The organism is Intestinibacter sp., assembly GCF_034113885.1.
Classification (GTDB): domain Bacteria; phylum Bacillota; class Clostridia; order Peptostreptococcales; family Peptostreptococcaceae; genus Intestinibacter.
In genome coordinates, this window is record NZ_JAXEWM010000131.1 from 14,150 (window position 1) to 26,868 (window position 12,719).

The following is a 12,719-nucleotide window of genomic DNA, read 5'->3' on the forward strand; positions in this document are numbered from 1 at the left end:
TGACAAATAGCGTTTATTTTTCTAATAAGCTTAAATCAACGTTTTGTCCTATTTTATATCCCTCTTCATAAAGCTTTGAGCAGATTTCCTTTGAGAAATTTAGCATTTGTTTATTGTCTATTTGAGTTTCTGGTGAGATTATAATAACTTTGCTGTTATCTATTTTTTCCTCAACTCTATCTGGCAATTTGAAATTATGTCTTGTGGATATTATTAATATTTTATCCACATTATCCTCAATTAATGGATCTATATATGTATTTCGTGCCATGCCTCCATCTAGATTAAACCCATCAAATTTTCCTGCTTCGATATATTCTCGTAGCTCCCCAGCTGAAAACAGCCTCTCTTCTTGATGATAGGGTAAAGAACAGCTGTATTTTATGTAATCAACTCTAGTTTTGTGGTCAAATTTTGATATATCCACAATCATTTCTTTGCCGTTTTTTTCCCTTACTTGTAGATAATTCACATAAAATTTCGAATTATTTTGTATATTATTGTCTTTTAGTTCGTATAATGGATCTAAATCTTCGCTGTTATCTATAATGTTATCAACAGATTTGAATCGTTTTCCGGCTAATTTTTGATTAGTTATCCACATATTTTTCATTTTATCCACATTTTCTGTGTATAAGTAGTAGCCATTGATTGCACCTATAGATGTACACGCGTATGAATCGTATTTTTTTATACCCCTATCATATAGCGATTCCAACACTCCTGCTTGAAATGCTCCTTTTGATCCTCCACCTGGAAGGCAAACTCCGATACTCATTTTTATCACTCCTTATTTCATAAATTTAAGGGATGATAAAGCTATTTTAATCATCCCTTACAAACATATCTATTTAATTAAATCTATCGTAGTGTATTCTTTATTTATAGTCTTAATTCCTTGATTATCAAAAGCTATAGTTACATCTGATCCCTTTAGAGCAACTACTGTGCCTGTTCCAAATTTTGGATGATGAACCTTGCTTCCTAATTTTATGTTATCTACATCTACTACATCTGTTTTTTGCTTTATTGTGGCATTTGCTTTTTTAGCCATCTGTGCTTTATTCACACTATTCATGTATTTTTTAGTGTATTTATCAAGCATGTTGTAGCTAGCCTTCGAATATGAAACTTCTTTTTGAACCTTATTTAGTCTTTCCACTCTATCTTCTGGAAGCTCTTCTATAAATCTAGATGCAACAGAATGATTAGTTCTACCGTATAAAGTTCTCTTGTTTGTCATAGTCATAAATAGCTCTTCCTTAGCTCTAGTTATACCAACGTAGCAAAGCCTTCTTTCCTCTTCAATTTGAGTATCCTGCATAGATGATATGGCTCTTGCTATAGGGAATAATTTTTCCTCCATACCACTTAAAAATACTACTGGAAACTCTAGACCTTTGGCTGAATGTATAGTCATTAAGGAAACTCTATCTGCATGCTCTTCCTCATCGCTAGGCTCTGATGTCAGCGCTACATTAGTTAAAAATGATTCTAAGCTAGTATCTTCATTTTTACTTTCGAACTCCATAGCTACAGATATAAATTCCTTTAGGTTTTCTATTCTGTCCTGTGATTCTTCACTCTTATCCTTTTCTAATTCATCTAAATATCCTGTAATATCCATGACCTTTTCAATCATCTTGCTTGCAGGATATATTTCCTTTAAGCTTCTAAATGTAGACATCATATCTACAAAGCCGTTTATGCTCGCTTTTGCCTTTCTAGATATATCTGAATTTCCGTCTATATCTATTAGCACTGAATATAAGCTTTCTTCCTTTAAGCTGGCTCTATCTTCTATTTTTTCTATAGTTCTAAGGCCTATACCTCTTCTAGGAACGTTTATAATTCTTTTTAGAGATATATCATCCTGTGGGTTTTGTATTACTCTTAAATACGCTACCATATCCTTTATTTCTTTTCTTTCATAGAACTTAGTACCGCCGTATATGTTATATGGAATTTGACTTCTATTTAAAGCATCCTCCACAGGTCTAGCTTGTGCATTTGCTCTATATAAAACAGCAAAATCTCTATATTCTCTACCTTCTGCCCTAACCATAGTAGCAATAGTATTTGCGATAAATTCAGCTTCACTTACTTCATCCTCGGCAAGTTGAATTTTTATCAATTCTCCTTCCTTCTTTTCACTCCAAAGCTTCTTTCTCTTTCTTTCTATGTTGTTTTGAATTAGTAAATTTGCCGCATCTAGTATAATTTGAGTAGATCTGTAGTTTTGCTCTAATTTTATTACATGTACGTTGTCATAGTCCTTCTCAAATTCAAGTATATTTCTAATATCTGCGCCTCTCCAACCGTATATACTTTGGTCGTCGTCACCAACTACGCATATATTCTGATGTCCCTTAGCAAGCATTTTAATAAGCTCATATTGAGCTCTACTCGTATCTTGGTACTCATCCACCATTATATATCTAAATCTATTTCTGTAAAATTCTAAAACGTCTTCATGCTCTTTAAATAGTTCTACAGTCTTTGCTATTAAATCATCGAAATCAAGTGCACTATTTCTCTTTAAACGATCCTGATAAAGTGCATAGATATCGGCGATTTTCATTTTCGAAAAATCACCCTTATGTATCTCTCTAAATTGCTTAGGACTTATAAGCTTATCCTTTGCATTTGATATTACGCTAATCACATATTTAGGTTCTATAGCCTTTTCGCTGTAATTTAACTCTCTCATACAGTCCTTGATAAGAGTAATTTGGTCTGCACTATCGTATATAACGAAGCTTCTGTTGTAGCCGATTTTGTTTATTGCTTTTCTAAGTATTCTTACACAGCAAGAGTGGAATGTAGTTATCCACATCGCACTAGTATCTTCGTCCTTTAGAGTTTCATCTACCCTTTCTCTCATCTCATTTGCTGCTTTATTAGTAAAGGTTATCGCCAAAATATTTTCAGCCTTTACCTTTTTTACTTCCATAAGATATCCTATTCTAGTAGTTAGAACTCTAGTTTTTCCTGAACCTGCACCAGCCAGAATTAGTATCGGTCCTTCTGTCTGTTCAACGGCTTCCCTTTGGGCAGGATTCAGCATCTCAATTGTATCTAAAATCATGATTTTCCTCCGTTTCTAATAAATATATTATTTAGAGTATAGACATATTTTAGACTATCTAATAAATAAATGAAAGATGTTTACAAAAAAAATATACTCTTCTGATAATAACTTAAGACTATTATCAAAAGGTATATTTTTTAATCTAATCTCTATTTTTTATTCTAAATTAAGCTTCTTATTTAATAAAGTAGTTGTAGCAAAGAACAAAGCTACTGCAATTGCTACATTTGCTATAAATATTATAATATCATAAGTTCCAATTGAAAATACTGCATTAAAAGTTCCACCTATATCAAAGCTTGACATATTTTCACTTATAGCTATAGCTTTATCATCAGTAACAAGTAAAGCAATTGCTCCTCCTATCCCTGATTGAATCAAAGATAAAATTATGAATGAGCCAAAAGCTGATAATACTTTATACTTAGAAAATACATTTAAATGACATATTGCACTTGCTAAATATATTGTAAATATAAATGTTGAATAATCAGCTATATAATTCAAGCTATAGAAAGCCATAGCTCCTATATTTTGTGAAAATACGTCTTTCACACTTCTAAATAAATAACCCATATCTAAAACTTCATCGACCTTATAGCTAACCATAACAGAAACTAAAGTAATAGAAACAAAAGAAACTATCACAGTTAATATTATAAATATCAATGAAGTTAAAAACTTAGATAATACTAAAGATTCCTTGCTAACTGGCAGCGTAAACATCAAATATCCTTCATCACCTAAAAGACTCTTGTTAAATCTTTGAACTATAAGAACTATAGTCAACACAATGGCAGCTACAAACAAAGCAAATGCTGCTAACATACCTATTAAATATACAAATGTGAAATCATGTATGCCATTGTCAAAATTTATAAATAATCCACCTAATATAGAAAATACCAATACAATTATATAAAATGGAAAAAATATTCTTCCACAAGATCTAATTTCGTATTTCATTAATTTTCCTAGCATCTAAATTCCTCCCTAAAAATAGCATCTATTGATTTTTGTTTTTCAGCTCTTATTTCGTCTACATCCCCTTGTAAAACGACCTCCCCATAAGCTAAAAATATAACCTCATCACATATATTTTCTATCTCACTTATCAAATGAGTTGCAATCAATAAAGTAGAATTCTCGTTGAAGTTTTTAAGTATAGTGTCTAATATAAAGCTTCTGGCCGCTGGATCGACACCGCCTATAGGTTCGTCTAGTATATATAAATCAGCATTTCTAGCCATAACTAAAATCAACTGAACCTTTTCTTTTGTACCCTTTGATAGAGTTTTTAATTTTCTATTTTCATCGATATCTAGACTTTTTAGCATTTGAAGAGCTCTCATTTCGTCAAAATCAGGATAAAAATCCTTGAAAAACTCTATTATATCCTTGACCTTCATCCATTCATTTAAGTAAGTCTTTTCTGGTAGATATGAAACTATTTTTTTAGTTTCTACTCCAGGCTTCATACCGTTTATAAGTACTTCCCCTTCAGTAGCAGTAAGTAATCCATTCATCATCTTTATCATAGTTGTCTTTCCGCTTCCATTTGGACCTAAAAGTCCGACTATTTTTCCCCTAGGAATCTCGATATCGATTCCTTTTAAAGCTTCTAGTTTACCGTATTTCTTGTAAACATTTTTAAATTCCACTATATTACTCATGTTTACCCTCCTTTAAAATTTCTTCAATTAATCTCATTATTTCTTCATCTGTATATCCTAAATTTATCAGAGTTTCTAAGGATGATTTCACGCTTTCCTTTACTAAATTTTTTCGTTCTCTATCTATCAAAGCTTTGTCATCTGTTACAAATCTTCCACTTGTTCTCTTAGAATATACAAAGCCCTGTCTCTCTAATTCTGCTAGTGCCTTTTGCATAGTATTTGGATTTACCATAGCCTCTGCAGCTAGGTTTCTGACAGAATCTAATTTAGAATCTAACTCGATTTCCCCTGAAATTATCTTCATCTTCAATTGCTCAACAAGCTGTATATAAACAGGTTTATTATTATCAATCTGCCATTCCATATTAACACCTCCTTTACTGTATTAATACTATAGTACAATAGTACAATCAATTTTTATATTTGTCAAGTTATTTAAAAATTAATCAAATAATTATTGACATATATTTCCTATAGGCATACTATGAAATTAAACTATTATTTTTAGAGGTGAAAACATGGCAAAACGTACTTATGGAAAAGAATATGGATTTCAAACAAGAGCAGTACACACAGGAAATGATGTAGATGCAGAAACAGGTGCTATCAAAAGACCTATAACAATGGCAAATAGTTATGAATTACCTTACGATCCTTCAGATATAAACTGGAGTAGTTCAGGTGGTAACTTATATACAAGAAATGGTGGTTCCAACCAACAATATTTACAAGAAAAAATAGCGAGCTTATAAAATGGTGAAGACTGTGTAGTTCTAGCATCTGGAGTTGCAGCACTTTCAGGTTTATTCTTCGCTTTATTAGAAAAAGGAGATCACGTTATATTCTCTAGTGTTACTTATATAGCTGTATATCGTTTATTAAATGAATTATTAAATAACAAGTTCGGTGTTGAAACAACTCTTGTGGATACTACTGACCCAGAAAATGTTAGAAAGGCAATTCGCCCTAATACAAAATTAATCCACATAGAAACACCAGGAAACCCTACTTTAATGATTTCAGATATAGAAGAAATCGCCAAAATTGCACACGAAAACGGTGCATTGCTTTCAGTAGATAATACATTCGCATCACCATACAACCAAAGACCTATTGATTTAGGAGCTGACTTCACTATAGAAAGTTTGACTAAATACATAAACGGTCACGGAGACTCAATGGGTGGTGCTATAATAGGAAAAACTAAATACTTAGATATTATACGTGCACAATCTCAAGTAAATCTAGGAGGCGCTATAAGTCCTTTCAATGCATGGTTAATCATGCGTGGTTCAGTTACTCTACCTCTTAGAATGAGACAACACAACGAAAATGCCCTAGCAGTCGCTAAATGGCTTGAAGACTTAGATTGTGTAAGCTTTGTAGCTTATCCTGGACTTGAAAGCTTCAAAGGCCATGAAGTTGCTAAAAAACAAATGCTAAACGGATTTGGTGGCGTATTATCATTTGGATTAAAAGCAGATCACGACACTCATAATAAATTTGTAAGCTATCTTAAGGTGATTACTTCTGCTGTTTCACTAGGACATGACGAAAGCTTAATCGTATTCTTAGGTGAAGACGACGAAAGACAATACTTATATCCTGATGAATTCTCAAACGGATTTTTCAGATTTTCTGTCGGAATAGAAGATGTTGAAGATATCATCGGAGATCTTGAACAAGCATTAACTAAAGTAGGTTTACTTTAATTCTCATAAATTTTCTATATACTAAAGGCTGTAGGCAAATAATTTCGTCTACAGCCTTAAATTTTTGCATAAAAAAAATCCCCAGAACTTTTGGAGTAATCCTGGGGTACCTATTATAGGTTAAGGGTTATTTTATTTTCAAACTATTTTATTATAAAATAGGTTGAGGGCGATTTCGTTTATACAGTCTTCTGTTCTCTATGATTCCAGTAGCTGTATAGGTCTTCTTCTTTTGTAAACAAAGGCAATCCCATATGTTTGTGAAGCTTCACAAGCCATGGTAACTCAAGTCTAGCTTCGTCGATTTTTTCTTCATTGACGAAAACCTCTTCTCTAGTACCTTCATTTATAAGGTGTCCTTGATTTAAAACATATACATAGTCACATATTTCATAGATTAAATTCATATCGTGGCTGGATATTACGATTTTAACACCTCTTTTATTAAGACCCTTTATTATGTCTACAATAGCTCTAGTGCTTATTGGATCTAAGCCTGCTGTAGGCTCATCTAATAATACCAATTTGTTTTCCATAGCGACTACAGATGCTATTGCGACTCTTTTTTTCTGACCAAAGCTCAAATTATGAACTGGTCTATCTATAAATTCTAAACCATTTACTGCTTCTAAAGCGTTGGTGATTCTCTTTTTAATTGTTTTTTCATCTATGCCTATATTTCTAAGTGCAAAAGCAATATCGTCATATACCATTGAGTAGAATATCTGCTTTTCTGGATCTTGGAATACTATTCCAACTTCTTTTCTTAGATTGTATAAGCTTTTTTTGTCATACTTTATTTGTTCTCCCTTGTATAGTATTTCTCCTTCTGTTGATTTCAAAATTCCCATAAGATTATTGAATAAAGTAGACTTCCCAGAACCATTTGATCCTATGATTCCGATTACCTCCCCTTTATCAAAGTCCATACTTACATTATCGAGAGCCTTTCTAGTTTTATCATATTGATATGTTAAATTATTTATTTTAAACATCTTTACTATCCTCTACTATATGAAATGTGCCGTCAAATAGTTTCATATCTAAAGCTATACTCATTTCATCATATCTTATCATCATTCTCTTAAACAGCATATTTACTAAAAGTCCAAATGAGTGATATCCATTTTTTAAATTTATATATCCAAATCTAAGCTCCTGTGAGGTTCTTATATCAGAAACCTCCTCCATGAATATAAATATAAATCTATACATAAGCATTGATAATTCCAACACTATATCTGGTAGATGTAATTTCTTAAATATAAATATAAGCTGGTTAAAAGGTGTCGTCAACATTATAAAATATATACATGTTAGACACGACAATGCTCTAAAAAACAAGTGCATAGATGTATCTATAGATGTTTGAGAAACTCCTATATATAAACCTCCTATTTTTATGTAATGAAGTAAAACAGATTTATCACCTGAAAAATTTATCAAAATCATGATAATACTTATTACTAAAAAAGAAAATGGTATTTTTATAAAATGTACATAGTCTTTAAATTCTATCTTTGCAATTCCAACTATTGTGATACTCATACCTAATATTATCAATACAGATAATATATTGTAAGGACTAATTAATGATATTATTAAAAATAACATACCTATGCTAAATTTTATATTTGGATTAACTTTAAATAATTTATTTCTATAAGCATAATCATCTATTATCATTAATTTTATCTTCTTTCTAGAATTATTTATCTTCTTTCATTTTTTTCTTAGTTCTAGTAGCACCTATATAGTATCCAACTATTCCAGCACCTAATGCTGCTTGAGATGCAAATAGTAAGCTTTCTATTTCGCCACTAGCTGGTTCAAATATACTACTAAACCAAGGTTGGTAATCAGGATTAATTTCTGTGATAGCAGCCTCAGCTTCACCGTCAGCTCCACCAAATTCTGCACCACTTTTTATAACTTGAGGTACGATAACTATAGCTAAAACTAATAGCAATAATACGATTGTTAACTTAGCACTACTTCCTTTTTTTGTTTTTGCTTGAGTATCCATTATGCTAGTACCTCCTTATCTTCATTTTCTGTTATAAAGTTGTAGATTATTGTTGTTAATAATCCTTCTGCTATTGCTATAGGAATTTGTGTTATAAAGAATATTCCTAAGAATTTAGCAGCAGATACCGCAAATCCACCAACTGGATCAGGGAACGCTAACCCTAATTGTAGTGAAGTCAATGTATATGTAGCTAAATCCCCTATAGCTGCAGCTAAAAATACAACTACATTTCTATTTACTTTATCTTTTAATAATTTCCAAATGACATATGATACTATTGGTCCAAATATTGCCATTGAAAATGCATTTGCTCCTAAAGTTGTTATTCCACCATGAGCTAATAATAAAGCTTGGAATAATAATACTATTGTTCCTAAAACAACTGTTACACTTGGTCCAAATAATATTGAAGCAAGTCCTACACCTGTTGGATGCGAACAACTACCTGTTACTGAAGGTATCTTAAGTGCAGAAAGAACAAACACAAAAGCACCACATAAAGCTAATAATAATTTCTTCTTTGGTTGTTCTTTTACTACTTTTGTTATGTTTTTTAAACCTATAACAAAGAATGGTATAAATAATACATACCAAATTACTGCCCATTTAACAGGCAAGAAGCCTTCCATGATATGCATAGCCCCTGAAACTGTAGGTGCTAATACTAACATGAATGCTGCTAATAAACACCACTTAATATTTGTTTTTTGTAATCTCATATCTCTACGCTCCTTAAAGTAATAATATATTTTAAATAATTCGTATTAATAAAATAAAAAACCTAACCATTTGATAGGTTAGGTAGATATACTTAATAAGTTTTATATTATTCTTAATAAGATATTCTCTCCAACCCCGAAGAAACTTCTCTATTATATCCTAGGCAGGTCTCCTGACTTAGCATCATCCTATCTCTCACCTTCCCATGATACTTTATATCACAGTGGTTATTTTAGAGAGATTCGTCAACATTACAGTAGCGGGGGCTGTAGAGGAATTACACCTCTTTCCCTATTAATCAAATATTAGAACCTAAAATATATTATTTATAATTATTAATACTCACATATTGTATCTAAATACATTTACATTATAGCATAGATAGACAAATTGTGATGTTTTTCGTAATTCCATTTTGTTATCGTTGGTAAATTTATACATTGTGCAAATTATCATTACATTGTAATTAAATATGCAAAAACTGTAAATTATTACCTAGCTTTAATTGTAATAACTATTACATAATTTTGCAATAGTATTTTAAAATTATTTTTTTATGGAATTAATAATTCCATTTAGTTATCTATAAATAGCCTGCGATAACGATTTAAACCATATAGAATTTAATTTCTTATTACTTTTTTCAAATATGTAGAAACTATATCAGAAAATCTTTGTATGTCTTTTATATAAATAAAATCCTTCCCGTAGATTTTCTTTTCTGCCTCTAAGTCAGTTTCTTTACCTGTGAAAACTCCTAATACCATTATTCCTCTTTTTCTAGCCTTTCTTACCTCCATAGCAGTGTCGTTAATACCGACTACACCTTTGTAAGCAGTTTCGCCTCTTATACTTCGAGAAGTATCCTTACCTATTTTTACATCGTTTGGTTTACCGTCGCTAAGTACGATTAGAATTTTATTTTCTTCGTCGCGCTCTAAAAGCCCATCACATGTAGCCTTTATCGCCAAGCCATCTCTATTGTTTCCAGCGCAGTAATATTCAAATATGTCTTCGCATTTTCTTACATTGTCGTTGTAATCTCTAAATCTTTTCAAAATAGTGTAGTCTAAGAAGCTTTGAAATCCCATAACTCTATTAGGTATACCAACTAATGTAAGCGCTGCAGAAAGTATATACGCCTGGATAGCTACCATAAATTGTTTCGAAGTTTGTGAACCACTTGAATCGAGTAATATATCTATAACGTATCTACCCTTTCCATTATCAACATCCTTGTAAAACACCTTGTTGTTACTACTTCTTCCTATACGCCATGCTTTGTTTGCATATATAGTTCCACAATCAGAATAAACTCTATCAGAAGAGCTTTCTTCTATTAATAATCTAGAAAAACTTTCCTTTAGCTTATTTATTTGTCTTCTGAATGTTTTTATTTTAAACTGAAACTCAAATATATTGTTGTCCTTCTGTCTAGTTACATATTTTAATTGAAACGCATTTTCGCAGTGAGATCTTAAAACTCCATCAGTAAAATGAAGTCTACAGCCTTCATGCACGTTTCTACAGTTTCTTGCTTCTATTTTTCTTCTATCACTTTCATTTAAATAAGATTGTCCGTAATAATATTCTACTCTTTTGTATATCTTGTTAAGCATTTCTTCGTCGACATATATAACTCTATTTGGTGTTGATTCTAGATCTATATCACCTCTTTCTTCACCTATGCTGTCTACTAACATTCCGCTGTTTAGGTTTTTAATTTCTGTCTCGACAGTTTGTGTTTCTTGGTCGTTGTATAATTCCTCTAACATAAAGTCAGAAAATGTATCGAAATTTACTTCGACATTTTTTACATCATCTTCTGCAAATTCTACATTTTCACTTTGACTATCTAATATATGCTGAAAATATGTAAGATATATTTCATCTACCCTTTTTAAAATATTCATTATATCGTCATTAGAATCGATTGAATTAATTTCTCTAAGTATTTTTCTAACTAATCTATCCATAACTGGATGTCTATCCATTTGTTGAAGTACATAGGTATATTTTAGAAGCTGTAGAATATCTTCTTTATGTATTTTTGAATAACTCTTTAAAATATCTGAATACGCCTTATTTCTGATGTCTACTACTCCAGGTCTTTCTTCTATTACCTTTTTTTCAGCGACATCATTTAGTACAATTTGTATTATTGTCAGCAATATGTCTTTGTTGTATCCAGATTTTATTCTATTCACTAAAAACTTTTTGACAGTCTCCCAATCGACGTATTTTCTTCTAGCACCTGCAATTATCGCGTAATACATAGACGCATCCTTTGAGCTGTAGTCCTTTTCTGCAGAGTCTATCTCTTCGTCGTATTTTCCTGAAACTGTCCAAGCCAAATTGTTTACTCTATTGTCAAACTCATATTCGTTAAATATCCAATTTAAACCTTTCGCCATATCGATCACCCTTTTAACTAATCATTTGGGAATATGTCAGAGCTTTCCCATCCTTCAGGAATTCTAGTTCTTATGATATCTGATACCATTTCTTTTTCATAAACATCAAAAGTCTTACCTGTAATTCCCATATTAATTGCAAGAGTTGGTTTTAGACCTCTTTTTATAGTTTTTAAAGCACCTATCATACCTCTTAGGTCTATTGCTTTTGTTGATATTTCACCGTTTTCTGCTTTAAGCTGTAAATCTAGGAATATTCCTATGAATTGAAGTAGCTTTTCACTGTCTACTGTAGGGAATTCTCTTTTTAAAATCATCATTAATTTTTCTTCATCTACAGCTGGAATATCTATTACTAAAAATCTTGAAACTAATGCTTCATTTAATTCCTTAGTACCTGCGTATTCGTAGTTCATAGTACCTATAAATCTAGTCGCTGGATGAAGGTTAATTCTTTCGTATCCTGGCACATCGATAACCCTTCTGTAGTCAAGTGCAGAGTGAAGTACTACTATAGCATCGTTTTTTGCCATATTTATTTCATCGAATATACCAAATCCACCGTTTACAGCACATTCGTAAACAGAACCTCGTCTAAGTCTTACTTCATTGTCTATAAATGTGTCTGTACCTATTAAAGATGCACTGTCTGTATTTATGTGGAAAGAAGTATTCCATTGTGGTCTTCCAAATATTTCTGATAAGTTGTCAGATAGTAGGTTCTTACCTGTTGCCTTTGGTCCAGATAATAGTATATTTTCTTCCTCTAAAATTGCACTTATACACATTTCTAGAATGTCTTTTCCTATAAAGAAGGCCGGTGATTTTGTTACTCTTTGCTTTAATTCTTCTTTTACATCGTATTCTTTTCTAAAGTGTTCAATATCCTTGATTAGTGATTCTCTTATTCCTTGTTCTCTTAAGTTATCTAATATATCCATTTATTATCTCCTTTTATTATCTCCTTTTATTTTCACGATTATTTATTTTTTATATAATTACCCATCTTTTGGATAATTATAACGTATATACTTATTTTAACCACATATTGTTAATTATATCATGATTTTTTTACAT

The 12,719-nt window shown here is 31.4% G+C and carries 12 protein-coding genes, 1 pseudogene and 1 riboswitch; of the genes and pseudogenes, 2 read left to right on the forward strand and 11 right to left on the reverse strand.

Features of this window, described 5'->3' with window-relative positions; all coding sequences use genetic code 11:
- Window positions 1–13 precede the first annotated feature (13 nt).
- From SPD90_RS08040 to SPD90_RS08060, 5 genes are all read right to left on the reverse strand, one after another.
- A complete protein-coding gene (locus SPD90_RS08040; RefSeq protein ID WP_320924879.1) occupies window positions 14–778 on the reverse strand; it encodes a patatin-like phospholipase family protein in 765 nt (254 codons plus the stop codon).
- Window positions 779–847: 69 nt separating this feature from the next.
- A complete protein-coding gene (locus tag SPD90_RS08045; RefSeq protein ID WP_320924880.1) occupies window positions 848–3,088 on the reverse strand; it encodes a DUF3553 domain-containing protein in 2,241 nt (746 codons plus the stop codon).
- Between the two features lie 159 nt (window positions 3,089–3,247).
- Window positions 3,248–4,072, reverse strand: coding sequence for a hypothetical protein (locus tag SPD90_RS08050; RefSeq protein ID WP_320924881.1), 825 nt, complete (start codon window positions 4,070–4,072; stop codon window positions 3,248–3,250).
- Window positions 4,066–4,764, reverse strand: a complete 699-nt coding sequence (locus SPD90_RS08055) for an ABC transporter ATP-binding protein (RefSeq protein WP_290692045.1) — start codon at window positions 4,762–4,764, stop codon at window positions 4,066–4,068. Before SPD90_RS08055 ends, SPD90_RS08050 begins: the two co-directional genes overlap by 7 nt.
- The gene (locus tag SPD90_RS08060) at window positions 4,757–5,131 is read right to left on the reverse strand and encodes a GntR family transcriptional regulator (RefSeq protein ID WP_320924882.1); all 375 of its coding nucleotides are present in this window, start codon (window positions 5,129–5,131) and stop codon (window positions 4,757–4,759) included. The genes SPD90_RS08055 and SPD90_RS08060 overlap by 8 nt, the downstream gene beginning before the upstream one ends.
- Before the next feature lie 154 nt (window positions 5,132–5,285).
- Here SPD90_RS08060 and SPD90_RS15225 point away from each other — a divergent pair, with 154 nt between their 5' ends.
- Window positions 5,286–5,519, forward strand: coding sequence for a hypothetical protein (locus tag SPD90_RS15225; RefSeq protein WP_331680541.1), 234 nt, complete (start codon window positions 5,286–5,288; stop codon window positions 5,517–5,519).
- A 12-nt stretch (window positions 5,520–5,531) separates the two neighbouring features.
- Window positions 5,532–6,479: pseudogene (locus tag SPD90_RS08065) on the forward strand (trans-sulfuration enzyme family protein); the annotation flags it as partial.
- 179 nt (window positions 6,480–6,658) lie between these two features.
- Here SPD90_RS08065 and SPD90_RS08070 read toward each other — a convergent pair.
- The 6 genes from SPD90_RS08070 to SPD90_RS08095 form a co-directional block, all read right to left on the reverse strand.
- Window positions 6,659–7,474 carry an energy-coupling factor ABC transporter ATP-binding protein gene (locus tag SPD90_RS08070; protein ID WP_320924883.1) on the reverse strand — a complete coding sequence of 272 codons (816 nt, stop codon included), beginning with the start codon at window positions 7,472–7,474 and terminating at the stop codon, window positions 6,659–6,661.
- Window positions 7,467–8,165: a cobalt ECF transporter T component CbiQ gene (gene cbiQ, locus SPD90_RS08075; protein WP_320924884.1), complete on the reverse strand. Its 699-nt coding sequence runs from the start codon at window positions 8,163–8,165 to the stop codon at window positions 7,467–7,469. Before cbiQ ends, SPD90_RS08070 begins: the two co-directional genes overlap by 8 nt.
- Window positions 8,166–8,187: 22 nt before the next feature.
- Entirely contained in the window at window positions 8,188–8,505 is a 318-nt protein-coding gene (locus SPD90_RS08080) for an energy-coupling factor ABC transporter substrate-binding protein (RefSeq protein WP_320924885.1), read from the reverse strand.
- The gene (locus tag SPD90_RS08085) at window positions 8,505–9,227 is read right to left on the reverse strand and encodes an energy-coupling factor ABC transporter permease (RefSeq protein WP_320924886.1); all 723 of its coding nucleotides are present in this window, start codon (window positions 9,225–9,227) and stop codon (window positions 8,505–8,507) included. The genes SPD90_RS08080 and SPD90_RS08085 overlap by 1 nt, the downstream gene beginning before the upstream one ends.
- 146 nt (window positions 9,228–9,373) lie before the next feature.
- Window positions 9,374–9,559: riboswitch (cobalamin riboswitch) on the reverse strand.
- Between the two features lie 292 nt (window positions 9,560–9,851).
- Entirely contained in the window at window positions 9,852–11,642 is a 1,791-nt protein-coding gene (locus SPD90_RS08090) for a nitric oxide reductase activation-like protein (protein WP_320924887.1), read from the reverse strand.
- Between the two features lie 17 nt (window positions 11,643–11,659).
- Window positions 11,660–12,583, reverse strand: a complete 924-nt coding sequence (locus tag SPD90_RS08095) for a MoxR family ATPase (protein ID WP_320924888.1) — start codon at window positions 12,581–12,583, stop codon at window positions 11,660–11,662.
- Between the last annotated feature and the right edge of the window lie 136 nt (window positions 12,584–12,719).

Bases quoted from the DNA above. Each gene is read 5' to 3' on its own strand.
- SPD90_RS08040 (WP_320924879.1), bottom strand. From the start codon at position 778: ATGAGTATCGGAGTTTGCCTTCCAGGTGGAGGATCAAAAGGAGCATTT.
- SPD90_RS08045 (WP_320924880.1), bottom strand. From the start codon at position 3,088: ATGATTTTAGATACAATTGAGATGCTGAATCCTGCCCAAAGGGAAGCC.
- SPD90_RS08050 (WP_320924881.1), bottom strand. From the start codon at position 4,072: ATGCTAGGAAAATTAATGAAATACGAAATTAGATCTTGTGGAAGAATA.
- SPD90_RS08055 (WP_290692045.1), bottom strand. From the start codon at position 4,764: ATGAGTAATATAGTGGAATTTAAAAATGTTTACAAGAAATACGGTAAA.
- SPD90_RS08060 (WP_320924882.1), bottom strand. From the start codon at position 5,131: ATGGAATGGCAGATTGATAATAATAAACCTGTTTATATACAGCTTGTT.
- SPD90_RS15225 (WP_331680541.1), top strand. From the start codon at position 5,286: ATGGCAAAACGTACTTATGGAAAAGAATATGGATTTCAAACAAGAGCA.
- SPD90_RS08070 (WP_320924883.1), bottom strand. From the start codon at position 7,474: ATGTTTAAAATAAATAATTTAACATATCAATATGATAAAACTAGAAAG.
- cbiQ (WP_320924884.1), bottom strand. From the start codon at position 8,165: ATGATAATAGATGATTATGCTTATAGAAATAAATTATTTAAAGTTAAT.
- SPD90_RS08080 (WP_320924885.1), bottom strand. From the start codon at position 8,505: ATGGATACTCAAGCAAAAACAAAAAAAGGAAGTAGTGCTAAGTTAACA.
- SPD90_RS08085 (WP_320924886.1), bottom strand. From the start codon at position 9,227: ATGAGATTACAAAAAACAAATATTAAGTGGTGTTTATTAGCAGCATTC.
- SPD90_RS08090 (WP_320924887.1), bottom strand. From the start codon at position 11,642: ATGGCGAAAGGTTTAAATTGGATATTTAACGAATATGAGTTTGACAAT.
- SPD90_RS08095 (WP_320924888.1), bottom strand. From the start codon at position 12,583: ATGGATATATTAGATAACTTAAGAGAACAAGGAATAAGAGAATCACTA.